The following is a 25560-nucleotide window of genomic DNA, read 5'->3' on the forward strand; positions in this document are numbered from 1 at the left end:
CCCGTCCACAGCCTGTGGACGGGCGCCGTCGTCGTGTCGCTCAGCCGGCCGACTGCTTGAGGCGGCCCACCGGTGTTTCGACCGCCACTTCCGCCCACACCGTCTTGCCCAGAGGGCGCCGAGGCGCCCACCCCCAGCGCACGGCCAGGGTGTCCACCAGGAGCAGTCCGCGACCGGACTCACCCTCGGGGTGCGTTGTGGGCGGGATCGCCGACGGCCGCTTCGCCGAGGCGGCGTCCGCGACCTCGACGCGGACCAAGCCCGCGGCCGTGTCCAGAGCGAGCCGGAGGCCGAAGTCGTGGCCGGGAACCCGGCCGTGCCGTACGGCGTTCGCGGCCAGTTCGCCGACGACGAGGGCGACATCGCACGACGCGTCGGACGTCGGCGGGTGGCCCCACTCCGCCATGCTCTGGACGGCGAGACGGCGGGCGAGTCGCGCACCTCGCGGTGAGGAGGCGAACTGCTCGGCGAATAAGGGGAGTTCACGTGACTCGTCTCCCGTGGTGGTCGTTCCTGTCGGCACGGCTGGTCCGTCCTTGTCCGTCGAGCTGAGGCGCCCCGCGATGTACGCGAGTCATCACGTTCCGTGTCCAAGAGTCGTCCGATCGCCCTACGCTCGACAGGTGACGCAGCCTTACTTTTGAGCCCGTAAGGAACGGAAGTGACGCTTTGGCCAACGGAATTGACCCCAGCGAGTCGATGGCCGCGCTGTTCGGCGCACGGGTGCGCAGGCTCCGTATCGCGGCCGGACTGACCCAGGCCGAACTCGGCGGCAAGGCGCATGTGGTGAGCTCGCGGATCACACAGATCGAGCGGGCGTCCGGAGCGAAGCCGACGCTGGAGCTGACGCGTGTGCTGGACGTGGCCCTCGGCGCGGACGACCTGTTGATCGACCTGTGGCCCTACGTGTACCGGGAGGCGTTTCCGGACTGGTCGCGGAAGTTCATGGAGTGCTCGGCGCGGGCGGTGGACATCCGTGAGTACGCGGCTCATGTGGTGCCAGGTCTGTTGCAGACGCAGGATTACGCGCGGGCGCTGCTGAGAGTCGGCCGAACCCTTGGCAGCGAAGAGCAGTTGGAGGAGCGACTCTCCCTTCGCATGGGACGACAGGAGCGTCTCGGAGTGCCGGATCGGCCCGAACTGTGGGTCGTCCTCGACGAGTCGGTGCTCAGGCGTCCGGTCGGTGGACGGGCGGTGATGGAGGAGCAACTGGTCCGCCTGCTACGGACTATGACGGAGCCTCACATCACCGTGCAGGTGCTGCCGTTCGACCAGGGTGAGCATGAGGTCATGGGCGGCTCGCTCACGGTGCTCACCATGCCGGACGGTTCGGAGATTGCCTACACGGAAGGCGCGCACTACGGCCAACTCATCGAGGATCCGGACGAGGTCAGGAGTTTCGCGCTGACCTACGATCGGCTGCGGGCGGCGGCCCTGCCCCCGCTCATGTCACTCGACATGGTCCGATCCGTGATGGAGGAAAATCACCGTGGAGCGAAGGTCCCTTCCCGAAGTGAACGGCGCCGCCTGGCGCAGGAGCAGCTACAGCAATCAGGAGGGCGGCAACTGCGTGGAGGTGGCCGACGGGTACCGGGCCGTCGTTCCCGTCCGTGACAGCAAGGCCTCGCATGGTCCGGCCCTGTGCTTCGAAGCCGCCTCCTGGGTCGCCTTCATAGGCGAGTTGAAGGCCTGACGCCACCGTCCCCGAGGTTGCCGGGCCCCGGCCGTCGTCCACCTCCCGGGCTCACCGGGCCCTTGTCCGCGAGGGTCCGGCGGGCCACTGACCTCCTGAAAGAACCGGGAGAAAGAACTTCCCGCCCACCCACCCTCCCCGACCGTGAAGCCCGTTTCACCCGTTCGAGTGACCGGCTTGCAGGGGCGGGACACGGAGGGTTACGTTCGCCCCAACAACCGCAGATAGATACGGCCCCCGGCCGGGACGCCAATCCCGAACGAGGGCCTGACCAACCAGGAAGTAGCACCTTCCCGATGGCTGATTCGCAGTCTAACGCGCGCCTGCGCGCCGATGCCGGAGCTCCGACCTCCGGCGTGATCCACGTACGCACTCGCCTCACGGTCGACTTCACGGTGATCTCCAACGCCCTCGCCCAGCGACGAGGCAGCGCGGTCACGGTCGGCGTCGCGGCGTACATCTCCTCACTGCCCGACGGATCGTCCGTGACCATCGCCGCCCTGTGCGAGCACTTCAGCGAGGGCGAGATCCTGATCTCGCGGGCGCTCAGGGAACTCGAAGCGGCCGGATACCTGGAGCGCCGCCGCGAACGAACGCCCTCTGGGCAGGTCCGTACCCGGACGTACTTCTACGACGTCCCCGGTGGCGTTCCGGACGGGTCTCCCGAGCCGCCGAAGCCGCGTCGGTCACGAAAGCAGGCCACCGCCCCTACGGCCGCATCCGCATCCGCATCCGTGTCCGCGCTCGCGGAGGAAACGGTGACCGAGCCCGAGCCCGAGCTTGTGCAGGTGGCCGAGGCGGAGGCGCTTGTCCCGCTCGCCGAGGCCGACCCGCAGGCCATCGCCGTACTCGCCGCTCTTCGCCGGGCCGACTCCCGCCTTGTCCTGTCCGAGCAGGAGGCCGCCCGCCTCGCCCCGGCTGTCACCCGGTGGCTCGCGGCAGGCATCCTGCCCACGCACATCACGGACCACCTCACCGCACGGCTCCCGGACAGCTTCCTGACCCGCCCGGCCGGCATCCTCGCGTACCGGCTCAAGGAGACTCCCCTCGCTCTGCCCGCACTGGCCAGAAGCGTCCAACTCCCCGTACGCCCGGCGGTGTTGCCCCTGCGGAACTGCGACGGCTGCGAGCGGGGGTTCCGCTCGGCGGAACCCGGTCGTTGCCGGGACTGCCGATCCGGGAACCATCTCCGTACGGCCGTCTGAGCCGGTGGCTGTGTATCTGGTCCACCCGCAGGTGGAAGCCTTGATGTGCGACGATGCGAAACTCAGCGCCAAGAGGAGGTGGGGCATGGTCGACAGGTTCCAGGACGGGCTTCTGACGCCCACGGAAACGGCCTCCTACCTTGAGATTCCGCAGTCGACTCTCACGTCGTGGCTGAAGGGCAAGGCCGCCGGAGCACCACTGGTTCACCAGGTTGAGCCGGTGCGGAGGGGGCAGCCCTCGGTGCCGTTCATCGCGGTGGCCGAGGCGCACGTCCTTCGTTCTCTGCGTTCTCTGGGGCTCCGGATGAGCGAGATCAGGGAGGCGGCTGCCGCTGTCAGGGACGCTTTCGACACCCCCTATGGCCTCGTGTCCCAGCGGATCGCCACAGATGGCGTGGACATCTTCGTCGAGCACTGCTGGGGGGATCTCCGCAGAGCTCGCGACGGCCAAGTCCCCATCCAGGAAGTGGTCTCCGACTATCTCCGCTACCTCACCTGGGAGCCAGGCGAGGACTTCCCCTCCAGCCTGCGACTGCGGCAGTACCCGGACTCCGTCCCCGTCGTGATCGACCCGAGGTTCGGCCACGGTCTCCCCGTGGTGGCCGCCAACCGCGTCACGGTCCAGGCCATCACCGACCTGTGGGAAGCCGGGGAGAGCGTCGAGGACATCGCGTACGACTACGGCATGACGCCTGAGCAGGTGGACGCGCTCTGCCAGGCCGTGGTGCACCTTGCCGCCTGAGTTCTTCCTCGACCGGAATCTCGGTCGTCGGGTCGCCGAGGGGCTGAGAGCCTGCGGGTGGACCGTTCACCGCATCGGGGATGTCTTCCCGGACGACGGGCAGGACGTTCCTGACGAGGAGTGGATCTCTCACGGTCTCGACCGGTACTGGGTCCCCCTGTCGAAGGACGGGCGGATCAAGACACGGGACCTGGAGATCCGGCCTGTCCTGGAACGCGAGGCGGTGCTGTTCTACCTGGACAACCAGCAGCTTCGCAGTGCCGAGATGGTCGAGCGGCTCGTCGCCCGCCGTGACGCGATCCATCGGGCCGTCGAGAAGGGCGGCCCGGCGGCGTACGCCGTACGACACGACGGCATCGAGCGCACCTGGCCCTGACGGGCGGGCTTCTTCGGGTGTCCTCGGGTGTCCTCGAAGTCGAGTGGTGTGGCCCGCTGCCTGTGCCCGCCGCGCGGAACCTCCCCCTGCGGAAGTGTGACACTCTCACCCCCGAGCGTCACACTTCTGAGCCACACCCCCCGAGACCGGGAGTTCCCGGCACACCGCCCAACCTCCCCGGACGCGGGGCCGGTCAGTCGGCGGGGAGGGCGGCGAGAAGCGCGGTGAGGACGACGGCGGGGTCGGCGTCGGGGGGTCCGGCCGGCCACCAGGTGCCCTGGTCCTTGGTGTAGGGGTACCAGAGGCCGTCGTGGCCCAGGCGTAGCTGGGCGTCACGGCCCTCCACGGTCCACCGGTTGCGCCAGGAGCGGAGCCGGGGTGGCCGGCCGTCGGCCCAGTCCGCGCGCAGTGTCTCGCGGGCGCGCTCCAGGCGGGAGGCCGGTGGGTTCCAGGGGTTCTCCAGGACGTCCAGGGACACCGCGCCGCCGTGCCGCCACGCACGGGTGGCGGCGGCGAGTTCGCCGGGGGTGCGCCCGCAGTTCGAGGCGATCCTGGCGAAGGTGTCCAGGGTGGGGTGGGTGGCGGCGAGGCGGACGGCGTCCTGCCATTCGGTGAGCGAGGCGGGTGGGGTCGTGTCGGCGTGCCCTGCGCCGAGGGCCGCGGCGAGGAGGTGGTGGGCACGCGTCGCGGCGTCGGCGGCGAGCAGTTCGAGCGCGGCCGGGTCCAGCCCGGGCTCCGGGGTGGCGGAGTCCACCAGCGCGGGTCCGCGACCGGTCCGTTCGGGGAGTTGTGGCGGGTCGGGCAGGGGCGGCAGTGCGGTGTGGGCGGCGAAGGCGGGCCTGGCCGGATCGCCGGGCCGGGGTGAGGGCGCGGCCGTACCTGTGCCTGCGGTCGCGGCGGCTTCGGCGGACGCGCGGGAGGTGTTGCGACGGCCGAGTTCGTCCATCAGCTCCCGCTCGCCGCGACCCCGCAGGAGCAGCAGCACGAAGGGGTCGCGGTCCAGGAGCCGGGCGACCTGGTAGCAGAGGGCGGCGGCGTGTTTGCAGGGGTAGCCCCAGTCGGGGCAACTGCACTCGGGGTCGAGGTCCTGGGGGCCGGGAAGCAGCGGGACGCCGGCGGCAGCGGCGTCGTCGGCGAGTCCGGCGGGCATCTCGCCGTCCAGCAGCGCGGCGATGTTGGCGGCCCGCTCGGCGATCATGTCGAGCAGTCGGTCCCACTGCCGGTCGGTCAACTGCTCGACCGTGATCTTGGAACGGTAGGGGGTCCGACGGCTGCCGTGCACCGGTGCGGTGGCCGAGCCGGGGGCGACGGTGACCGGTCCGACCGCGCCACCGCGCGCGTAGGTCCGGCCGCGTGAGAGGCGGCCGGAGTCCAGCGAGGACTCCTCCAACGAGCGCAGCCATGCGCGGCCCCACCAGGACTCCGCGAAGGGAGCGCGGCTGCCCTTGGCCGGAGGCAGCGCCTCGAAGGTACGGGCGGCGGTCCTGCCCGGTCGGCCGCGCGGGGTCATCGCCCTGTCCTTCGCAGCGTGACCAGTTCGGCCAGTTCGGAGTCGCTCAGTTCGCTGAACGCCGCCTCGCCCGAGCCGAGCACCGAGTCGGCCAGTTCCCGCTTCTGGCGGAGCATCTCGGCGACCCGGTCCTCGACCGTGCCCTCGGCGATCAGCTTGTGCACCTGGACCGGCTGGGTCTGTCCGATCCGGTAGGCGCGGTCGGTGGCCTGGTCCTCCACGGCCGGGTTCCACCAGCGGTCGTAATGGATGACGTGTCCGGCCCGGGTCAGGTTGAGACCGGTCCCGGCGGCTTTGAGGGACAGCAGGAACACCTTCTTCTCACCGCGCTGGAAGGCGTCGACCATCTCCTCCCGGCGTTTGACCGTGGTGCCACCGTGCAGGAACAGGGTGTCCACGCCACGGCCGGCGAGGTGGCGCTCGATCAGCGTGCCCATGGCCACGTACTGGGTGAAGACCAGAGCCGATCCGCCCTCCGCCAGGACGGTGTCCAGGAGTTCGTCGAGCAGTTCCAGCTTTCCCGAGCGGCCGGGCAGCTTGGTGTCCGTGGGCTCCTTCAGGAACTGCGCGGGGTGGTTGCAGACCTGCTTCAGACCGGTGAGGAGTTTCATCACCAGGCCGCGCCGGGCGATGCCCTCCCTCTCCTCGATCTCGGCCATGAGTTCGCGTACCAGTGCCTCGTACAGCGAGACCTGTTCCTTCGTCAGGGACACCGGCTGGTCGGTCTCGGTCTTGGGCGGCAGTTCGGGCGCGATGCCGGGGTCGGACTTACGCCGACGCAGCAGGAACGGGCGGATCAGCGCGGCCAGTCGGCGGGCGGCCTGTTCGTCGCGGTCGCCTTCGACGGCCGTGGCGTAGCGGTCGCGGAAGGAGGTGAGGGTGCCGAGCAGGCCGGGGGTGGTCCAGTCGAGCAGCGACCACAGTTCGGAGAGGTTGTTCTCGACCGGGGTGCCGGTCAGCGCGACCCGCCCGCGCGAGGGGATCCGGCGCAGGGCCTTCGCGGTGAGCGCGTGCGGGTTCTTGACGTGCTGGGCCTCGTCGGCGACGAGCAGTCCCCACGGCTGCCCCGCGAGGCGTTCGGCGTCGCGGCGCATGGTCCCGTAGGTGGTCAGGACGAAGCCGCCGTCCGCTCCGCCGTCGAGGCCGGACAGGTCGCGGCCGGGGCCGTGGAAGCGGCGCACCGGGGCGGCCGGGGCGAAGCGCCGGATCTCGCGCTCCCAGTTGCCGAGCAGCGAGGCGGGGCAGACCACCAGAGTGGGGCCGGCGGTGATCTCCCGTTCCTGGCGACGCAGGTGGAGTGCGATCAGGGTGACGGTCTTGCCCAGGCCCATGTCGTCGGCGAGGCAGCCGCCCAGGCCGAGCGAGGTCATCCGGTGCAGCCAGTTCAGGCCGCGCAGTTGGTAGTCGCGCAGGGTCGCGGCCAGGGCTTTCGGCGGGCCCTGGGGCTCGCGATCGGTGTCGTCCTCGGGGTCGGCGATCCAGGAGCGCAGCTCCTCCAGTACGCCGCTCGCGGTGACCGCCACCTGTTCGCCGTCCACCTCGATGCTGCCGGTCAGCGCCGCGCTCAGGGCGTCGATCGCGGTCAACGAGGAGGCCGGGGCCGTCTCGGACCGCTTGGCCCGGCGCAGTCGGCGGACCAACTCCGGGTCCACGACCACCCACTGGTCGCGCAGCCGCACGATCGGCCGGTGCGCCTGGACCAGCCGCTCCAGCTCCTCCTCGGTGAGTTCCCGGTCCCCGAGGGCGACCCGCCAGCGGAAGTCCAGCAGGCCGCCGGAGGACAGGAACGACTCGGCCGAGGACTGTGTCCCCTTGCGGCGCACGGGTTCGAGGACGCCGGAGGCGGTCAGTTCGCGTACCAGTTCCTTGGGCCAGTGCACGGCGACGCCGGCGGCGGCAAGGCTCTCGGCCGCGTCGCCCAGCAGCTCCTGCGCCTCCCCGTCGGACAGTTCGAGACCGGCCGGGGCGGCGGAGTCCAGCAGCCGTGCGGCCGGGGGCCAGGCGCGGGCGGCCCGGCGCAATGTCAGCAGCGTGTCCACCTTGGCCCGTGGGCCGAACAGTTCGGGTGCGACGGCGTGGCCGGACCACAGGTCGGCGGCGTCGGCGAGGACCGTGGGATCGGCCAGGCTGCGCAGTTGGACCACGGCCCGGAAGGAGTCCGCGCGGCCCAGTTCAAGCCGCAACGACACCGCCAGACCCGCGTCGCGGCCGGCGGCGACCTCCGCCGCCCAGCCCCGCAGTTCGGGCACGGACTGCGGAGCCCGGACCGCGAACGCCGGTTGGCCGGTCACCTGGCGGGCCGAGGGAGGGCGGGCGAGGGAATCGGCCACGGCGTCCAGGAAGGCCCGCAGCAGCGGCTCGGCCGCCGGAAGCGTGAGGGGAGAGAGTCCGGGAACCGCGACCGCGCGGGCCTCGGGAGGCATGGCGGCGGCCAGCGAGCTCAGCCGCTCATGGTCCTCGGCGTCCAGCGGGCCGACCCGCCAGGCGTCGAATCCGTCCGGCGACACCCCGGGCAGCATCCGGCCCCGGGCGAGCAGACGCAGGCCGAGCAGGGCCGCCGCGCCCCAGAACGCGGTACCGGCCGACGCCCGCCCGCTGCCGTCCGCACCGAGTGCCCGACAGCGGGTCAGCAGCGGCAGCGCCTGCTCCACCAGCAGTGGTACGGCTACCACCCGCGACCGGCGCACGGACGAACCGCGCGGGCGAACCACGGTGAGTTCCTCGGGCTCCACCCCCAGATCCGGTGGCTCGCTCCCGGGCATCCAGAACGCCACCCGACCCATCCGGGGCGGATCCGCGGGAAGGAACACCGCCTCGCCCAGGGCGAGTTCCGGCAACCGGGCAAACATCCGTTCCCGGTCCGGAGCCGCCGACACGGGCTCTGCCGACGGGTAGATCTGCGCCACTACGCCCACTCCTGGCACCGGCTGCTCTGCGACTGGTCGAGAGGGCGCGGGCCGCCCCGCGAGTCCCCCGCGGGTCAAGGCTATCCGCGCGGACGGACGGAGTGAGCGGGGTTCGCCCACTTCGTGCGTCAGGGAACCCGTGGTCGAGTCCCGTCAGTTCTCGTAGTGGTAACGGCACTGCGCGATCAGGACGTCGTCCTCGGTGGCCTTGTAGATCAGTCGGTGCTCGTCGTTGATGCGGCGCGACCAGTAGCCCTGGAATCCGTGCTTGAGCGGTTCCGGTTTGCCGATCCCCTCGTTGCCGTTCCGGGCGATGTCCGCGAGGAGTGTGTTGATGCGCTTGAGGATCTTCCGGTCCTGAAGCTGCCACCACAGGTAGTCCTCCCAGGCGCGGGAAGAGAAGGTGATCTTCACTCGTGGCCCTTATTCGTCCGTCGCCAGCTCGCGCACGGTGCCGCCGCCGTTTTCCAGCTCGTCGATGGACGCGAGCAGGCGCCGGGCGTTCGCCGGGCTCCGCAGCAGGTACGCCGTCTCCTTCAGGGACTCGTAGTCCTCAAGGGAGACGATGACGACCGGCTCGTGTCCGGCCCGGGTGATGACGACCTCTTCGCGGTCGTCGGTAACGGAGTTGAGCACCTCGGCGTACCGCGCGCGCGACTCGGAGTACGTCATGGTCTTCACGGTGGAACCTCCTTTGGCGTACAGAAAATTGTACGTCGGTGCCGGTGGTGCGGGCAAGCGCCGGACGACGGTCAGTGCGCGAATGCCTTGCGGAGTCTTTCCGCCGCGTCCGTCAGTACCTCGGTGCGCTTGCAGAACGCGAACCGGACATAGGGCGCGCCCGCCTCCACGTGGTCGTAGAAGACCGCGTTCGGGATCGCGACCACGCCCGCGCGCTCCGGGAGGGAGCGGCAGAAGGCGACGCCGTCGGTCTCACCGAGCGGGCGGATGTCGGCCGTGACGAAGTACGTCCCGTTCGGCCGGAAGACCTCGAAGCCCGCGTCGGCAAGGCCCGCAGCGAGCAGATCCCGCTTGGCCCGCAGATCCTCACGGAAGGCGGTGAAGTACGTGTCGGGCAGTCGCAGCGCCTCGGCGACGGCGTACTGGAAGGGGCCGGAGGCGACATAGGTCAGGAACTGCTTGGCCGAGCGGACGGCGGCAACGAGTTCGGGAGCGCCGGTGACCCACCCGACCTTCCAGCCGGTGAACGAGAACGTCTTGCCGGCCGAGCCGATCGACACCGTCCGCTCCCGCATCCCCGGGAACGACACCAGCGGGATGTGCTCGGCCGCGTCGAAGACCAGATGCTCGTACACCTCGTCCGTGATCACCAACAGATCGCGTTCTACGGCGAGTTCGGCGATCGCGGCGAGTTCCTCGCGGGTGAGGACGGTGCCGGTCGGGTTGTGCGGGGTGTTGATCAGGAGGAGGCGGGTGCGGTCGGTGACGGCGGCGCGCAGTTCGTCGAGGTCGAGGCGGAAGCTGCCCTCGGACGGGCGGAGCGTGACCGGTACGCGCGTGCCGCCCGCCATCGCGATGCAGGCGGCGTAGGAGTCGTAGTACGGCTCCAGGGCGATGACCTCGTCGCCGGGTTCCACCAGGGCCAGCAGGGCCGCGGCGATGGCCTCCGTCGCGCCCGCCGTGACCAGGACCTCGGCGTCGGGGTCGTAGGAGAGGCCGTAGCGGCGCTCCTGGTGGGCGGCGATCGCGGTGCGCAGTTCGGGGACGCCGGGGCCCGGCGGGTACTGGTTGCCGCGTCCGTCGCGCAGCGCGCGGACCGCCGCCTCGCGGATCTCCTCGGGGCCGTCCGTGTCGGGGAAACCCTGGCCGAGGTTGATCGACCCGGTCTTCACGGCCAGGGCGGACATCTCCGCGAAGATCGTCGTCCCGAACTCGGCGAGACGGCGGTTGAGGAGGGGGCGTGCGGTGGAGGTCATGCCCGTCATCCTGCGCCCAAGCTCTGGAGTTCCTCAACTCTGCTTTGGCAGGTGAGACGGCCGGGCATCCCTGTGTCACGCACCACACGAGGCGCCCACGGGGGGCCGCTTCGGGGGAATCGGAAGGAGGGTGACGCCATGTTCTTCTTCGTCATCCTGGCGGTGATCGCGGTCGTCTTCGTCGCGGCGATCGCCCGCGCGGGGCGCAAGAGCAGGATCGGCAAGGGGCCGGGCCGTCGGGCCGGGCTCGGCAGCGGTGGAACGGCGGCCGGCACGAGCAGTTGGTGGGCCGGGGACGGCGGTTCGTCGTCCTCGGGCGGCGGCCACCACGGCGGCGGTCACCACTCCTGCGGCGGCGGCCACTCCTCCTGCGGAGGCGGCTCGTCGTGCGGCGGCGGCTCGTCCTGCGGAGGCGGGGGCGGCTGCGGCGGGGGCAACTGAGCGGGGCGGCCGGCCGGGCGACCGGGCAGGGCAACCGATCCGGGCGACCGAGCAGGGCAATTGGACAGTGCGGCCGAGCGACCGGGCCGGGCGACCGGGCAGGGCCACTCAGGGGCCGGCCGGGGCGACCGGGAAGCGCCGGAGGGGGCGGCCGAGGTAGGCCGGTGGGGGCGGCCGGGCAGGGCGGCGGGGGTGACCGGGCAGGGTCGGCGGGGTCGGCCGGGCAGGGCCGGCGGGCCCCGGCCGAGTGGACGTGGTGACAGCCGGCACGGGGCGGCTGAGCATCGCGGAAGGGGCTCCGTGAGGAGCCTTGCAAGGGCCCTGTCCGGGGTCGAGGCGCTCGTCGGGAGATCGCTCCCGGCGGGCGCCCCGGCGCGCGTCTGACACGCCTGGGCGTACGCCTCCGTTGAACAGTTGAGCTGTGCAGCCCCCTGAGGGATGGAAACCCCACGAAGTTGGGTAAAAAGCATGTGGTGGCGCCACCGTTCATGATTCCCTCTAAATCACCAACGCAGCCCCAACGCAGCCCCTCGGACGCCTGCAGAGACCTTCTCCTGACTGGGCTGACGGGCTGACCGGGCCGATGTCCCGGTGTCGACCGGGGTGCGCCGGACCTCACACCTCCCCTTTCTTTGCGTGCTAGCGGAGCCGATCCATGCTCACGACCCTGAAGACCTCCTACACCGACACGCGCGCGGCCGACCTCGCCTGGACCCTGGGGCGCGAGCCGCTTCCCGCCCTGGCCACACTCGATCTCGAACTGGCCGGTGCCAAGCTTCAGTTGAGACTGCTCGGCGCGTCCCACCAGGTACTCCTGGACGAGGAGCGGGGCTGCTGTTCGGAGACGGTCGCGTGCATCCCGGGTTCCAGCACACCGCTGCCGCTCGGGGTCGCCAAGCGGGTCGGCGACTGGGAGTACGAGTTCGCGGCCCGGGTCGAGGTGCTGTCCCCGGGGCAGTTCGCGGGCCGCGCCCAGGAACTGCTGGCCCTGGTCGCCGACCATCCCAACGGCCTGGCCGGGGTCTTCCCCGGCAGCCCGCACGCCTTCACCGCGATGCTCGCCCAGCGGTACGAGGGCCAGGTGCACTGGCGCACCTGGCACGCGTATCCGCAGGACGGGCAGCTGGTGGCGACGCGCACGCGGGTGGGGGTACGGGTGCCGGTGGGGCACGCGGTGCCGTCACCGGTGTGAACCGCGGGAGCCGCAGGCCCGAGCCGTAGGGGCCGTACGCCCGAGGCCGGGGACCGACACCAATCCCGGTCGCTGTAAACACATTCCACACGTGTGGGTGACGAAGCGTGCCCGTTCCGTGACGTAACGTCGCAGCGTGATCGAACCGCACGCGCCGGCCCGGCCGGGCACCCAGCCACCGTGGGCAGGCCCCGCGCGGCTGCCCGTACGGCCGGGCACGGGCCGGTTCCTGGTGCTCGCGGGGGTCTTCGTCTGCGCGGCCTGCGGACTCGTGTACGAACTCGAACTCGTCGCCCTCGCCTCGTACTTGATCGGCGACTCGGTCACCCAGGCGTCCGTCGTCCTCTCCGTGATGGTGTTCGCGATGGGCATCGGCTCGCTCGCCGCGAAGCGCCTGCGCTGGCACGCGGCGGCCGGTTTCGGCGCGGTCGAGGCGGCCCTCGCGCTGATCGGCGGATGCAGCGCGATGGCGTTGTACGCGGTCTTCGCCTGGACCGGGAACTGGGGCGGCCTGTGGGCCCAGGGCCCGCGCTGTCTCCTGGTCGCGTTCTCCCTCGCGATCGGCCTGCTGATCGGCGCCGAGGTGCCGTTGTTGATGGAGCTGATCCAGCGCATCCGCCGCCAGGACGCGGGCGGCGCGGTGGCCGACCTCTTCGCGGCGGACTACGTGGGCGCCCTGGTCGGCGGCCTCGCGTTCCCCTTCCTGCTCCTCCCCTTCCTCGGCCAGCTCACCGGCACCCTGCTCACCGGCACGGTCAACGTCGTCGCGGGCGGCTGCCTGGTCCTGGGCCTGTTCCGCCGCGACCTGAGCCGCCGCTGCCGCTGGCTCCTGGTGATCACCAACCTCACCGTCCTCGGCCTGCTCGCCTCCGCCGCCGTCCTGGTCGACGACTTCGAACGGGCCGCACGGCAGGCCGTCTACGGCAAGGACGTCCGGGTCGCCCTCCAGACCGACGTCCAGGAGGTCGTCCTCACCGGCGGCACCCACGGCCGGCCCCTCAACCTCTTCCTCGACGGCCGCCTCCGCGTCAGCGGACGCGACGAGCACCGGTACCACCAGGCCCTCGTGGCCCCCGCGATGAACGGCCCCCACGCGCGCGTGCTCGTCCTCGGCGGCGGCGACGGCCTCGCCGCCCGCGAGGTGCTCCGGCACCGGGGCGTGCGCCGCGTCGACATCGTCGAACTCGACCCGGGCGTCGTCCGGTTGGCCCGCCACGACCCCGCCCTGTCCGCCCTCAACGACCACGTCTACGACGACCCGCGCGTCCACGTCACCACGGGCGACGCCTTCGACCTGCTGCGCGCGGTCCCCCCGGGGACGTACGACGTGGTGATCGCGGACCTCCCCGACCCCGGCATCACCGCCAGCACGAAGCTGTACTCCCAGGAGTTCTACGGCCTCGCCCGCCGCGCCCTCACCGAGCGGGGCCGCCTGGTCGTGCACGCGGGTCCGGTCGCGTCCCGGCGGCACGTCTTCTGGACGGTGGTCTCGACGATGCGCGCGGCCGGACTCCACACCGTGCCCTACCGGGTCGGCGGGCGGGCCTCCGGCTTCGCGGCGGGGCCCGACCGGACGACCGGCACGTCCGGGGCTCCGCGGGACTGGGGGTTCGTGCTGGGGGCGCGGGGGGTGGCGCCTGTGGGGGTCGGGGTGGGGGAGCGGATGTGGGTGCCGGGGGTGGCGGCTTCTACGTTGGTGCATCCGCGGTACTGATCTCACGAGGGAGTTGTCGGTCGCCCCAACACACCCGCACTTAAGGGCAACGACAGGTGTACCCCCGGTCAACCTAGGTAGGCTCGGCAAGCATGGAGCATGAGGTGCACGTTCCGGTTTCTCCCGAGCGACTGCGGGCCGCGCTCCGCGACCCCGCCCGGGTGGCCCGCGCTGTCCCCGGCCTCCAACAGGACGCCGGCACCGAACCCGTCGCCGGGCGCCTGAAGGTCCGCGTCGGCAGCCACTCCATCACCTACCGCGGGTCCGTCCGCGTCTCCGCGCAGGAGGACGGCACGTACGCCGTCGAGGGCGACGCGACCGAGGCCCGCGGCACCGGCTCCGTGAAACTCGCCCTCAACCTGCGCGTCCGGGAAGCCGACGGCGGCTCCACCCTCACCTTCGACGGTACGGCGACGGCGTCCGGCCGGATCACCGAACTGGCGCCGGACGCGGTACGGGCGGCGACGACCAGGCTGCTGGACCGTTTCGCGGAGAACCTGGGGGCGGAGCCGGAGGCGGCCCAGGTAGCAGCCACGGACGACATCGCCGACGTGGCCGCAGCCGACGTAGACGTAGAGGCAGACGTAGAGGCAGACGCAGACGCAGACGCAGACGTAGCCGCGGACGACGTGGATCTGGACGACTCGCACGTGGACCTGACGGACCCTGTCGAGGAACTCCACGTCACCGAGACCTTCGCCGAGACCCCCGAACCCCCCGCCGAGGCCGCGCACGCGCGCCGCACGATGATCGGCCGCAGCGCGGAGGAGGTCGACCACGCGCCGCCGCGCGGTCGTTACGCCCCCGTGCCCGCGCCGCAGACCGTCTCGGCGAACGCCACGCTCCGCTGGGCGGCGCCCGCCGCCGCGCTGGTCCTGGCGTCGGCGATCGTGGTGAACAGGGTGCTGCGCAAACGCCGTTGAGCGGCCCAGTAGGGTCGTGCCGTGAGTAACGAAGAGATCACGCTGACCGCGGGCGACGCGGAAGTGACGGTGCAGCCGGGCAACGGCGGCCGTATCGGAGGGCTCCGCGTCGGCGGCACCGAACTCCTGCGCCAGGGCGAGCGGTTCGGGTGCTTCCCGATGGTCCCCTGGTGCGGCCGGATCCGCGAGGGCCGGTTCCGGGACGGCGGGGCCGTCCACCAGATGCCTCTCAACTCCCCGCCGCACGCCATCCACGGCACCGTCCGCGACGGCGCCTGGCGCACCGCCCGCCGGACGGCCGACGAGGCGGTCATCACGTACGACCTGGTCGAGCCGTGGCCCTTTCCCGGCCGCGTCACCCAGTCCGTCGCGCTGACCGCCGACTCCCTGACGCTCACCATGGCGATCGAGGCGTACGGCGACTCGTTCCCGGCGCAGATCGGCTGGCACCCGTGGTTCCACCGGAACCTCGGCGGCGAGGACGTGACGGTCGACTTCAGCCCCGCCTGGCAGGAGGAGCGCGGCGACGACCACCTCCCCACCGGCAACCGCGTCGACGTGAAGCCCGGCCCCTGGGACGACTGCTTCGGCATGCCGGACGGCGTCGACGTGACGCTGACCTGGCCCGGGCAACTGGAGTTGAAGGTGACGAGCCCCGAGCAGTGGGTCGTCGTCTACGACGAGCAGGAGGCCGCCGTGTGCGTGGAACCGCAGACCGGCCCGCCCAACGGCCTCAACACCCTGCCCCGGCTGGTCACCCCGATCGAGCCGTTGGAAGCCACGATGACCTGGGCCTGGACGCGCTTCTGGGCCGGTGGGCATCGCCTCTAAGCTGGCAGGCATGACGGACGTACGCGGCGCGCTGCTGCAGCAGATCAAGGACAAGGCCGTGGTGCACGGCAAGGTGACCCTGTCGTCGGGGCTGGAGGCGGACTACTACATCGACCTCCGCCGCGTCACCCTCGACGGGGAGGCGGCCCCGCTCGTCGGCCAGGTGCTGCTGGACCTCACCGCGGACCTCGACTTCGACGCGGTCGGCGGCCTCACCATGGGCGCCGACCCGGTCGCCACCTCGATGCTGCACGCCGCCGCCGCGCGCGGACGGAAGCTGGACGCCTTCGTCGTGCGCAAGGCCGCGAAGGCGCACGGCATGCAGCGCCAGGTGGAGGGTCCGGAGATCGCGGGCCGCCGGGTCCTGGTCGTCGAGGACACCTCCACCACCGGCGGTTCCCCGCTCACCGCGGTCGAGGCCGTGCGCGCGGCCGGTGCCGAGGTCGTCGGTGTCGCGACCATCGTGGACCGGGCGACCGGCGCCGCCGAGAAGATCGAGGCGGGCGCGGGAGTGCCGTATCTCTTCGCGTACTCCAAGGACGATCTGAACCTGGACTGACCGCCCGACCCGACCATCCGGCCATGTCTGGAAAGATGGGCACGACGATGACGTCGCACCCAAGGTCTAGGTCAGGGCCGTAGTACGCAGATCGCGAAGATCGCCAACCCGCACATACCAAGGAGCGGACAGATGCCCATCGCAACCCCCGAGGTCTACAACGAGATGCTCGACCGGGCGAAGGCAGGCAAGTTCGCCTACCCGGCCATCAATGTGACCTCGACCCAGACCCTGCACGCTGCGCTGCGCGGCTTCGCGGAGGCCGAGAGCGACGGCATCGTCCAGATCTCCACGGGTGGCGCCGAGTTCCTGGGCGGCCAGTACGCCAAGGAGATGGTCACGGGTTCCGTGGCCCTGGCCGAGTTCGCGCACATCGTCGCCGAGAAGTACCCGGTCACGGTCGCGCTGCACACGGACCACTGCCCCAAGGACAAGCTCGACGGCTACGTCCGTCCGCTGATCGCCGTCTCCGAGGAGCGCGTGAAGGCTGGCGGCAACCCGCTGTTCCAGTCGCACATGTGGGACGGCTCGGCGGAGACCCTCGCCGACAACCTCGCCATCGCGCAGGAGCTGCTGGCCCGCGCCGCCGCCGCGAAGATCATCCTCGAGGTGGAGATCACCCCCACCGGCGGCGAGGAGGACGGTGTCTCGCACGAGATCAACGACTCCCTTTACACCACGGTCGAGGACGCGATCCGTACGGTCGAGGCGCTCGGTCTCGGCGAGAGGGGCCGCTACCTGCTGGCCGCGTCGTTCGGCAACGTGCACGGCGTGTACAAGCCGGGCAACGTCGTGCTCCGCCCCGAGCTGCTCAAGCAGCTGAACGAGGGTGTCGCCGCGAAGTACGGTCAGCCGGCCGGCAGCAAGCCGTTCAACTTCGTCTTCCACGGCGGCTCCGGCTCCACGGAGGAGGAGATCGCCACCGCGCTGGAGAACGGCGTGGTGAAGATGAACCTCGACACCGACACCCAGTACGCGTTCACGCGCCCGGTCGCGGACCACATGCTCCGCAACTACGACGGTGTCCTGAAGGTCGACGGCGAGGTCGGCTCCAAGAAGACCTACGACCCGCGCACCTGGGGCAAGCTCGCCGAGGCGTCGATGGCCGCGCGCGTCACCGAGGCGTGCGCGAACCTGCGCTCGACGGGCACGAAGATCAAGTAACCGGTACGGTCTGCCGCGACCCCGGCCGATCAGTACGGTCTGACGCGACCCCGGTGCCACGGCACCGGGGTCGTTGTATACCTGGGGGCATGTCCTCCGATGTGCGCCTCGCCTCGCCCCAGGGCAAGTGGATCCTGCTGACCACGGTCCTCGGCTCCAGCATGGCCATGGTGGACTCCACCGTCGTCAACGTCGCCCTGCCGCGCATCGGCCGCGATCTGAACGCCGACCTGGCCGCGCTCCAGTGGACGGTCAACGCGTACATGCTGACGCTGGCCGGGCTGATCCTCCTGGGCGGTTCGCTCGGCGACCGCTACGGCCGCCGCAAGATCTTCGTCCTCGGCGTGATCTGGTTCGCTGCGGCCTCGCTGCTGTGCGGGCTGGCGCCCAACGCCGGGGTCCTGATCGCCGCCCGCGCGCTCCAGGGCATCGGCGGCGCGCTCCTGACCCCCGGCTCCCTCGCCCTGATCCAGGCCTCCTTCCACCCCGACGACCGGGCCAGGGCGGTCGGCCTGTGGTCCGGCTTCGGCGGTATCGGCGCGGCGATCGGCCCGTTCCTGGGCGGCTGGCTGGTGGACGGCCCCGGCTGGCGCTGGGTGTTCCTGATCAACGTCCCGATGGCGCTCGTGTGCGCCCCCATCGCCGTACGACACGTCCCCGAGTCGGATGGGGGCACCTCCCGCTCGAGCGAAGCCGAGAGTGGGGGAGGCCGCACCCACGGCCGCTTCGACGTGCTGGGCGCGGCCCTCGGCGCGATCGCGCTGGCGTTGGTGACGTATGCGCTGATCGAGGCGGGCGACGGCTCACGGCCGGTCGCGATCGTCACCGCCGTCGCGGGCGTGGCCGCGGGCATCGCCTTCGTCCACGTCGAGAAGCGCAGCCCCGATCCGATGATGCCGCCGGGCATCTTCGCGTCCCGCCAGTTCACGGCGGTCAACCTCGTCACGCTCTGCGTCTACGCGGCCTTCGGCGGCTTCTTCTTCCTCACCGCGCTCCAACTCCAGGTGGTGGCAGGCTATTCGGCGCTCGAAGCGGGCACGGCACTGCTCCCCACGACCGCCCTGATGCTCCTCTTCTCGGCCCGCTCCGGCGAGCTGGCCCAGCGCATCGGCCCCCGCATTCCCCTCACCGTGGGCCCCCTGCTGTGCGCGGCGGCGATGCTGATGATGCTGCGGGTGGGCCCCGACTCCTCCTACCTCACCGACGTCGTACCGGCCCTCCTGGTGATGGGCGCCGGGATGGTCGTCCTGGTCGCTCCCCTCACGGCCACCGTCCTCGCCTCCGTCGACATCGCCCGGGCGGGCCTGGCCAGCGGCATCAACAACGCGGCGGCCCGCGCGGCCGGACTCATCGCGATCGCCGCGCTGCCGCTGCTCGCGGGGATGGGCTCGGAGGCGTACCGCTCGGCACCGGCCTTCGACCGTGCCTTCGACCGGGCGATGTGGTGGTGCGCCGGGGTCCTGGTGGCGGGTTCGATCCTGGCCTTCACCACGGTCCGCCGCCCACCACCGGACTGCCGCCGCCCGGAGTGCCTCACCCACGGCTCGATCACGGCTCCGCCGCTGGAGCCACGGGTGGGGAAGGGGCGTCTCGACGCGGGGTAGCGGCTGGATGCCGGGCAATGGCCGCCCCTGGGGGAGACTGGAACCCATGACGATTCACGAGAACCTCCTCGGGGGACCGCCCCCGACCCACCTCCCCGAAGACCCCGGGCCGCGCGACCTCCTCGCGAGCGGGGCGACGCCCGCCGATGTCGCCGCGAAGTATCCGACCTCCTCGCTCGCCTGGGCCCTGCTGGCCGACGACGCGTTCGAGCGGGGCAGCGTCGTGGAGTCGTACGCCTATGCCCGTACGGGCTACCACCGCGGGCTCGACTCCCTGCGGCGCAACGGCTGGAAGGGGCACGGACCGGTGCCCTGGGAGCACGAGCCGAACCGCGGGTTCCTGCGGGCGCTGCACGGCCTCGCCCGGGCCGCGCAGGCGATCGGGGAGCAGGAGGAGTACGCGCGGTGCAGCCAGTTCCTGAAGGACTCCTCGCCGACGGCGGCGCAGACGCTCGGCTAGCTCCGTAGACCGGGTGCGGTGATGCGGGTCCGCCTGGTGTGACCAGGCGGACCTTGCGGTCCCGGGGGACCATTGGGGAGGATGCCCGGTGGGGACCGGGGCCCCCGTGTCGGAATTCGGCAGGGGCGGACCGCTACCCGGAGTACGCATCAGGAGACAGCGATGTCCCAACAGGCTCAGGAAACGCAGGAGCCCGAGGCCCCGCATCTCGACTTCCAGGGGACGACCCCCTACGAGGACTACGTCCAGGCCGACGTCCTCACCCACCTCCAGCACACCCGCTCCGACGACCCCGGAGAGATGGTCTTCCTGGTCACCAGCCAGGTCATGGAGCTGTGGTTCACCGTCATCGTCCACGAGTGGGAGACCGCCGCGCGGGCCCTGCGCGAGGACCGGGTGCCGGTCGCGATCGACGCGCTGAAGCGTTCCGTACGGGAACTCGACGCGCTGAACGCCTCCTGGCGGCCCCTCGGCCAGCTCACGCCGGCGCAGTTCAACTCCTACCGCGCCGCCCTCGGCGAGGGCTCCGGCTTCCAGTCCGCGATGTACCGCCGCATGGAGTTCCTGCTCGGCGAGAAGTCCGCGTCCATGCTCGTCCCGCACCGCGGAGCGCCGCGCGTGCACGCCGAGTTGGAGAAGGCCCTGCACGAACCGAGCCTCTACGACGAGGTGTTGAGGCTTCTCGACCGGCGCGGGCACGCGGTCCCCGAGGCCGTGCTCGCGCGGGACGTGTCGCTGCGGTACGAGCCGTCGGCCGAGGTGGAGCAGGTGTGGACCGCCCTCTACTCCGGTGACGCCGGTGACGAACTCGCCCGGCTCGGCGAGGCGTTGACCGATGTCGCCGAACTGGTGTGGCGATGGCGCAACGACCATCTCGTCGCCACCCGGCGCGCGATGGGCGCGAAGACCGGGACGGGCGGCTCCGCCGGGGTGGCCTGGCTGGAGAAGCGCGCACAGAAGAACGTGTTCCCCGAGCTGTGGACGGCGCGCTCCCATGTCTGAACTCACGCTGAAGGCGGAGAAGTTGGACGCCGCCGACGAACTGGCGGGCGTGCGCGCGCAGTTCGTCCTCGACGACGTCGTGTACCTGGACGGGAACTCGCTCGGCGCGCTGCCGGTGTCCGTCCCCGGCCGGGTCGAGGACGTCGTCCGGCGCCAGTGGGGCGAACTGCGGATCCGGTCCTGGGACGAGAGCGGCTGGTGGACCGCGCCCGAGCGGATCGGCGACCGGATCGCCCCGCTGGTCGGGGCGGCGGCCGGGCAGATCGTCGTCGGCGACTCCACAAGTGTCAACGTGTTCAAGGCACTTGTGGCGGCGGTGCGGATGGCGGGCGGCTCGGGGCGGGACGAGATCGTCGTCGACGCCACGACCTTCCCCACGGACGGGTACATCGCCGAGTCGGCGGCCCGGATGACCGGCTGCACACTGCGGCCGGTGACCCCGGACGAGGTGCCGGGCGTGCTCGGCGACCGTACGGCGGCGGCGCTCCTCAACCACGTCGACTACCGCACCGGCCGGCTGCACGACCTGCCCGCGCTCACCGCCGCCGTCCACGCGGCGGGTGCCGTGGTCGTCTGGGACCTGTGCCACAGCGCGGGCGCCCTGCCGGTCGGGCTCGACGCACACGGCGTGGACCTCGCGGTCGGCTGCACCTACAAGTACCTGAACGGCGGCCCGGGTTCACCGGCGTATCTGTATGTGCGCGCCGATCTCCAGGACCGCTTCGACTCCCCGCTGCCCGGCTGGAACTCGCATGCCGAACCCTTCGGCATGCGGCCCGCCTACGAACCGGCGGCGGGCGCGGTGCGCGGTCGGGTCGGCACCCCGGACATCCTCTCCATGCTCGCTCTCGAAGCCGCCCTCGACGTGTGGGACGGCGCCGGTGTCTCGGTCGAGGCGGTGCGCGCCAAGTCCCTCGCCCTGACGGACTTCTTCCTGGAGTGCGTGGCGTCGTACGTGCCGGTGGGAGGTGTCGAGCCGGTGACTCCGGTGGCTCATGCCGAGCGGGGGAGTCAGGTCGCGCTGCGGTGTTCCGACGCCGGTGACGTGATGAAGAAGCTGATCGAGCGGGGCGTGGTCGGCGACTTCCGGCATCCGGACGTCCTGCGGTTCGGATTCACGCCGTTGTACGTCGGGTTCGGGGACGTGGAGCGGGCGGCTCGGGTGCTGGGAGAAGTGATCCGCTAGAAGCTGTACCTCGACCTAACCGCTGTAGGGCATCGAAACGGTTAGGTCAGTGGTGACAGCCGTGACATACACCCCCGCCACGGCGGCGGCCCGCGCGGCGAGCGCGGCCCGCTCCGCGGCGGGGGCGTCCGGGGCGATCCCGGTGGTCAGCAACTCGTAGTGGAGGGGCGCCGATACGGCCCGTACGACCTGGGAGGCATCGGTACCGGCGGGCAACTCCCCGCGCGCCACGGCGCGTTCGACGCAGGGCGCCCACTCGGCGGCCCGCACCGCGTAGAAGTGGCGTAGCGCTTCGGCCGTACGGGTGTCACAGGTCGCGGCGGCGATGACGGCGCGGAACAGGGCGCCCTGGCGGGGATCGGCGAGCGTGCGCTGCACCAGCAGGGCGTGGGCGCGCAGATCGCCGAGCAGCGAGCCCGTCTCCTCGCGCGGCAGGGACTGTTCGGCCATGTCGACGAGGAGGTCCGCGACCAGCGCGGTCACCGAACCCCAGCGCCGGTACACCGTGGTCTTGCCGACCTCGGCCCGCCGGGCCACGTCCGAGAGGTCGAGCCGGTCGACGCCCTGTTCGGCCAGCACGTCACCCGTCGCCCGCAGCACGGCCGTACGCACGCGTGCCGTACGGCCGCCGGGGCGCAGGCTGCCGGGTTCGGGGTCGTCTGGCTCGGGTTCGGCGGGCATGGCGTCAGCGTAACGAAACAGCAGAACCGTTAAATCCTCACCCAGCGTGATATCCGCGTGTCCGCCCATGTCATCGGCCTGGTAGCGTCCCGCCAACGGTCGTAATCACTCCAGATCCGCCACATCCGAACTGTTCAAATCCTCCCCCAGTGCCGAAAGCCTGGGAGGTGCCCCCATCGTCGCTGAGAGGTTGGAGCATGCCGGACGACGCCGCACGTGCCGCAGAAGAGGAGTCGGCCTTCGCGCACCCCGCCGTCGAGCCCGACAGCACCGCCGCGTACGGCGACCACCCCGACCAGGTGATCGACTTCTACGTCCCGCGCGGCGAACGCGTCCCGGGCGAGGCCGCACCCCTGGTCGTGGTCCTGCACGGGGGCGCCTGGCGCGCTCCGTACGACCGCGCGCACATCACCCCGTTCGCGGACTTCCTGGCCCGGCGGGGTTTCGCGGTGGCCAATGTGGAGTACCGGCGGGGGACCGAGGGCGCTGCCGGGGGCCCGGTCGCGGGGCGCTGGCCGGACACCTTCGACGACGTCGCGGCGGCGCTGGACGCGCTCCCCGCGCTCGTACGGGAGGCGCTGCCGCAGGCCGATCCGCGCCGCACGGTCGTCACCGGGCACTCGGCGGGCGGTCACCTCGCGCTGTGGGCGGCGGCCCGGCACGTCCTCCCGAAGGACGCACCCTGGCGCACGGACGCCCCCGCCGCGCTGCGCGGTGTGGTCGCCCTCGCCCCGATCGCCGACTTCACGGTCGCCGAGAAACTCGCCGTGTGCGGCGGAGCGGCCGGTCAACTCCTCGGCGGAGAAGCCAAGTTCGCCGAACGCCTGCCGTACGCGGACCCGTCGCTCCTGCTCCCCACCGGCATCGCGACCACCCTGGTCCAGGGCCGCGCCGACGACGTCGTCCCCCAGGCGGTAGCCGAGTCCTACGCGGACGCGGCGGCGAAGTCCGGCGAGGTCGTCGGCCTCACCCTGCTGGAGGACGTCGGCCACTTCCCGCTGATCGACCCGGCGGCGGACGCGTGCGCGGTGGTGGCGGAGGAGATCGCACAGCTGGCGTGGTGAGCGGACCAAGAAGCCCCGCGCCTACGGCAGTTCAGCGGACCAAGAGGCCCCACGCATACGGGAGTTCAACAGACCAAGGGGCCCCGCGTCTAAGGGAGTTCAGACGACGTCCGCAGACCGTCACCGGCCGCGTCGACGCCACGGCCCCGCCCGCCGGCAGGTCCCCCGAAGCCGCCGAAGCCGGGCCGTCAGGCATAGCCGTAGTACTTGAGACGGACGCCCCAGGACCCTTCTCACAGGTGACGACGGCCGCCCGCCCCGCCGCCTACCGTCTTGAACGTGACCGACACGACTCAGCAGTTGCGGCCAGGAGCCGCCGCCAAGCCGCGCAGCCCGGAGTTCAGGCTGGCCGCGGACGCCCTGCGCGGGCTGCGGCAGGAGCTGTTCCACGACGCCTTCGCCTACCGCCCGTTGCCCCGCTCCGCCACCGACGGCCCGCTCACCCGGCGCCTGAAAGGGCGGCTGCGGGAGTACGCGGCCTGGAGCCCGCACGCCCTGATCGTCGCGGCCGGCCTGCTCGCGATGTTCATCGCCTCGGACAACGGGATCCGCGGCGCGGCCACCAACACGATCCTCGGCCTGCTCGCCCTGCTGCCGGTGCTGCTGACCATGGTGCGGCCGGTCGGCGCGTTCTGGCTGTCCATGGCCGCCACCCCGGTCGCCACGATGCTGGCGAACGAGTGGGACGACTCGTGGCCGTGGCTGGACGGCAGTTTCGCCTGCCATCTGTTCGTGCTGACCATCGTGGCCATACGCACCCGCCCGCGCGCCGCCGCCTGGATGTGGGCACTGACGGCGGTCTACGGCTTCATCGCCGGCAACGTCTCGGAGGGCCGCTCCTTCCGCTCCGACACGGCGCAGGTGCTGTTCAGTTCCGCGCTGGTCCTGCTCGGCGTCGCCGTCTGGCAGGTACGCCGGGAGGCCCGGCAGGAGGTCACCGCCCAGCAGACCGTGACCGCGCACGAGCGGTCCCGGCGCACGCTGCTGGAGGAGCGCACGACGATCGCCCGCGAGCTGCACGACGTGGTCGCCCACCACATGTCGGTGGTCGCCATCCAGGCCGAGGCCGCGCCCTACCGCGTGGAGAACCCGCCGCCGGAGCTGGAGCGCGCGTTCGTCACGATCAGGGAGAACGCGGTGGCGGCCCTGACCGAGCTGCGCCGGGTCCTGGGCGTGGTGCGCGCGGAGGACTACGAGGCGCCCGACGCCCCGCAGCCCACCCTCGCCGACATGGACGCCCTGCTCGCCAATGTGCGTGACGCCGGCCTGAGCGTCGACAAGGCGGTGACGGGCGCGGTGCGTGAACTCCCGCAGGGCGTCGAGCTGTCGGCGTACCGGATAGTGCAGGAGGCGTTGAGCAACACCCTGCGGCACGCGCCTGGTGCGAGTGCCCGGGTCGAGATCGGCTATGTGCTGGGCGGGCTTGGCCTGCGCATAGTCAACGGCCCGGCGCCCGAGCCGAGCCTGGTGAAGCCCTCGCCCGGCGCGGGGCACGGCATCACCGGGATGCGGGAGCGGGTCTCGATGCTGGACGGCGAGATGACGGTGGCCCCGGCGGAGGACGGCGGCTACGAGGTGACGGTGTTCCTGCCGGTCCCCAGCGCGACCGAACCGGCCCGGAGCGCGAGTGAGGGAGACGCATGACGATCCGCGTACTGATCGCGGACGACCAGATGATGGTGCGTGAGGGCTTCTCGGTCCTGTTGGGCGCGATGCCGGACATCGAGGTCGTCGGCGAGGCGGTGAACGGGCGCGACGCGGTCCAGCGGGTGCGTGAACTGGCCCCGGACGTCGTGCTGATGGACATTCGCATGCCGGAGATGAACGGCATCGAGGCGACCCGGGAGATCGTCGCCGCGGACGGCGCCGCGAAGGTGCTGGTGCTCACCACCTTCGACCTCGACGAGTACGTGTACCAGGCGCTGCGGGCGGGCGCCTCCGGCTTTCTCCTCAAGGACGCCTCGGCACGCCAACTCGCCGACGGGGTAAGGGTGGTGGCGGCCGGCGAGGCGCTGCTCGCCCCCTCCGTCACCAGACGGCTGATCACGGAGTTCTCGAAGCTGTCCGAGACCCCCCGGCTGATGCCGACCGCGCAGCAGGGGACGTACGGGGATCTGACCGAGCGGGAGACGGAGGTGCTGGTCCTCATCGCGCAGGGCCTGTCGAACGGTGAGATCGCCGAGCGGCTGGTGGTCGCCGAGTCGACGATCAAGACCCATGTCAGCCGCATCCTGGTGAAGTTGGGACTGCGGGACCGTACGCAGGCGGCGGTGTTCGCGTACGAGGCGAGGCTGGTGAGACCGGGGTAGGAGGGGCGTCGTAGACGTAGGTGAGCGTGACCGTGAGCGTGGGACGGAGGTCCGTACCTTC

The 25560-nt window shown here is 71.5% G+C and carries 26 protein-coding genes; 19 read left to right on the forward strand and 7 right to left on the reverse strand.

Features of this window, described 5'->3' with window-relative positions; translation table 11 throughout:
• Positions 1–40: 40 nt before the first annotated feature.
• Positions 41–523 carry an ATP-binding protein gene (locus ACIRRY_RS18160; protein ID WP_403973452.1) on the reverse strand — a complete coding sequence of 161 codons (483 nt, stop codon included), beginning with the start codon at positions 521–523 and terminating at the stop codon, positions 41–43.
• A 176-nt stretch (positions 524–699) separates the two neighbouring features.
• Here ACIRRY_RS18160 and ACIRRY_RS18165 point away from each other — a divergent pair, with 176 nt between their 5' ends.
• The 5 genes from ACIRRY_RS18165 (at position 700) to ACIRRY_RS18185 (ending at position 4016) form a co-directional block, all read left to right on the forward strand.
• A complete protein-coding gene (locus tag ACIRRY_RS18165; RefSeq protein WP_403973649.1) occupies positions 700–1614 on the forward strand; it encodes a helix-turn-helix domain-containing protein in 915 nt (304 codons plus the stop codon).
• Complete coding sequence (locus tag ACIRRY_RS18170) at positions 1577–1693, forward strand: DUF397 domain-containing protein (RefSeq protein ID WP_403973652.1); 117 nt, start codon at positions 1577–1579, stop codon at positions 1691–1693. The genes ACIRRY_RS18165 and ACIRRY_RS18170 overlap by 38 nt, the downstream gene beginning before the upstream one ends.
• 296 nt (positions 1694–1989) lie before the next feature.
• On the forward strand, positions 1990–2898 hold the full coding sequence (locus ACIRRY_RS18175; protein WP_403973455.1) for a hypothetical protein: 909 nt from the start codon (positions 1990–1992) through the stop codon (positions 2896–2898).
• Between the two features lie 85 nt (positions 2899–2983).
• Entirely contained in the window at positions 2984–3640 is a 657-nt protein-coding gene (locus ACIRRY_RS18180; RefSeq protein ID WP_403973654.1) for a DUF433 domain-containing protein, read from the forward strand.
• Positions 3630–4016, forward strand: coding sequence for a toxin-antitoxin system, toxin component, PIN family protein (locus ACIRRY_RS18185; protein WP_403973457.1), 387 nt, complete (start codon positions 3630–3632; stop codon positions 4014–4016). Before ACIRRY_RS18180 ends, ACIRRY_RS18185 begins: the two co-directional genes overlap by 11 nt.
• A gap of 193 nt (positions 4017–4209) precedes the next feature.
• On the opposite strand, the gene ACIRRY_RS18190 is transcribed toward ACIRRY_RS18185, so the two are convergent.
• The 5 genes from ACIRRY_RS18190 to ACIRRY_RS18210 all read right to left on the reverse strand — a co-directional run bounded on the left by ACIRRY_RS18190 (position 4210) and on the right by ACIRRY_RS18210 (position 10378).
• A complete protein-coding gene (locus ACIRRY_RS18190; RefSeq protein WP_403973459.1) occupies positions 4210–5526 on the reverse strand; it encodes an SWIM zinc finger family protein in 1317 nt (438 codons plus the stop codon).
• On the reverse strand, positions 5523–8441 hold the full coding sequence (locus tag ACIRRY_RS18195; protein ID WP_403973461.1) for an SNF2-related protein: 2919 nt from the start codon (positions 8439–8441) through the stop codon (positions 5523–5525). The genes ACIRRY_RS18190 and ACIRRY_RS18195 overlap by 4 nt, the downstream gene beginning before the upstream one ends.
• A gap of 144 nt (positions 8442–8585) precedes the next feature.
• Entirely contained in the window at positions 8586–8846 is a 261-nt protein-coding gene (locus ACIRRY_RS18200) for a Txe/YoeB family addiction module toxin (protein ID WP_403973464.1), read from the reverse strand.
• 9 nt (positions 8847–8855) lie between these two features.
• The gene (locus tag ACIRRY_RS18205; RefSeq protein ID WP_037676836.1) at positions 8856–9113 is read right to left on the reverse strand and encodes a type II toxin-antitoxin system Phd/YefM family antitoxin; all 258 of its coding nucleotides are present in this window, start codon (positions 9111–9113) and stop codon (positions 8856–8858) included.
• Positions 9114–9184: 71 nt separating this feature from the next.
• Entirely contained in the window at positions 9185–10378 is a 1194-nt protein-coding gene (locus ACIRRY_RS18210; protein WP_403973467.1) for a pyridoxal phosphate-dependent aminotransferase, read from the reverse strand.
• Positions 10379–10507: 129 nt separating this feature from the next.
• Between ACIRRY_RS18210 and ACIRRY_RS18215 the strand changes: the two genes are divergently transcribed.
• The 11 genes from ACIRRY_RS18215 (at position 10508) to kynU (ending at position 21445) form a co-directional block, all read left to right on the forward strand.
• Complete coding sequence (locus tag ACIRRY_RS18215) at positions 10508–10810, forward strand: hypothetical protein (RefSeq protein WP_403973469.1); 303 nt, start codon at positions 10508–10510, stop codon at positions 10808–10810.
• A gap of 655 nt (positions 10811–11465) precedes the next feature.
• Positions 11466–12002, forward strand: a complete 537-nt coding sequence (locus tag ACIRRY_RS18220; RefSeq protein WP_403973471.1) for a DUF2617 family protein — start codon at positions 11466–11468, stop codon at positions 12000–12002.
• A 136-nt stretch (positions 12003–12138) separates the two neighbouring features.
• Positions 12139–13716 (forward strand): polyamine aminopropyltransferase, encoded by a 1578-nt coding sequence (locus ACIRRY_RS18225; protein WP_403973474.1) that lies wholly within the window; start codon positions 12139–12141, stop codon positions 13714–13716.
• Between the two features lie 92 nt (positions 13717–13808).
• Complete coding sequence (locus ACIRRY_RS18230; RefSeq protein ID WP_403973477.1) at positions 13809–14639, forward strand: SRPBCC domain-containing protein; 831 nt, start codon at positions 13809–13811, stop codon at positions 14637–14639.
• 21 nt (positions 14640–14660) lie between these two features.
• Positions 14661–15470 carry an aldose 1-epimerase gene (locus ACIRRY_RS18235; protein WP_403973479.1) on the forward strand — a complete coding sequence of 270 codons (810 nt, stop codon included), beginning with the start codon at positions 14661–14663 and terminating at the stop codon, positions 15468–15470.
• Between the two features lie 10 nt (positions 15471–15480).
• Positions 15481–16029: an orotate phosphoribosyltransferase gene (gene pyrE / locus ACIRRY_RS18240; RefSeq protein WP_200691650.1), complete on the forward strand. Its 549-nt coding sequence runs from the start codon at positions 15481–15483 to the stop codon at positions 16027–16029.
• A 132-nt stretch (positions 16030–16161) separates the two neighbouring features.
• Complete coding sequence (gene fbaA / locus ACIRRY_RS18245) at positions 16162–17193, forward strand: class II fructose-bisphosphate aldolase (RefSeq protein WP_403973481.1); 1032 nt, start codon at positions 16162–16164, stop codon at positions 17191–17193.
• 89 nt (positions 17194–17282) lie between these two features.
• The gene (locus ACIRRY_RS18250) at positions 17283–18797 is read left to right on the forward strand and encodes an MFS transporter (protein ID WP_403973483.1); all 1515 of its coding nucleotides are present in this window, start codon (positions 17283–17285) and stop codon (positions 18795–18797) included.
• A gap of 46 nt (positions 18798–18843) precedes the next feature.
• Positions 18844–19257, forward strand: a complete 414-nt coding sequence (locus ACIRRY_RS18255; RefSeq protein ID WP_019063040.1) for a DUF3151 domain-containing protein — start codon at positions 18844–18846, stop codon at positions 19255–19257.
• 162 nt (positions 19258–19419) lie between these two features.
• Positions 19420–20259 (forward strand): tryptophan 2,3-dioxygenase family protein, encoded by an 840-nt coding sequence (locus tag ACIRRY_RS18260; RefSeq protein ID WP_403973485.1) that lies wholly within the window; start codon positions 19420–19422, stop codon positions 20257–20259.
• The gene (gene kynU / locus ACIRRY_RS18265) at positions 20252–21445 is read left to right on the forward strand and encodes a kynureninase (protein ID WP_403973487.1); all 1194 of its coding nucleotides are present in this window, start codon (positions 20252–20254) and stop codon (positions 21443–21445) included. Before ACIRRY_RS18260 ends, kynU begins: the two co-directional genes overlap by 8 nt.
• Before the next feature lie 15 nt (positions 21446–21460).
• Here the strand turns inward: kynU and ACIRRY_RS18270 are convergent, their stop codons facing one another.
• Positions 21461–22126, reverse strand: coding sequence for a TetR/AcrR family transcriptional regulator (locus tag ACIRRY_RS18270; RefSeq protein WP_403973489.1), 666 nt, complete (start codon positions 22124–22126; stop codon positions 21461–21463).
• A 197-nt stretch (positions 22127–22323) separates the two neighbouring features.
• Between ACIRRY_RS18270 and ACIRRY_RS18275 the strand changes: the two genes are divergently transcribed.
• From ACIRRY_RS18275 to ACIRRY_RS18285, 3 genes are all read left to right on the forward strand, one after another.
• Positions 22324–23190: an alpha/beta hydrolase gene (locus ACIRRY_RS18275; protein WP_403973492.1), complete on the forward strand. Its 867-nt coding sequence runs from the start codon at positions 22324–22326 to the stop codon at positions 23188–23190.
• Between the two features lie 279 nt (positions 23191–23469).
• Positions 23470–24834, forward strand: coding sequence for a sensor histidine kinase (locus ACIRRY_RS18280; RefSeq protein WP_403973494.1), 1365 nt, complete (start codon positions 23470–23472; stop codon positions 24832–24834).
• Positions 24831–25499, forward strand: a complete 669-nt coding sequence (locus ACIRRY_RS18285) for a response regulator (protein WP_403973496.1) — start codon at positions 24831–24833, stop codon at positions 25497–25499. Before ACIRRY_RS18280 ends, ACIRRY_RS18285 begins: the two co-directional genes overlap by 4 nt.
• Positions 25500–25560: the final 61 nt, after the last annotated feature.

Origin of the sequence: Streptomyces sp. NPDC101776, assembly GCF_044766845.1 — a bacterium.
In the GTDB taxonomy this organism is placed as follows: Bacteria; Actinomycetota; Actinomycetes; order Streptomycetales; family Streptomycetaceae; genus Streptomyces.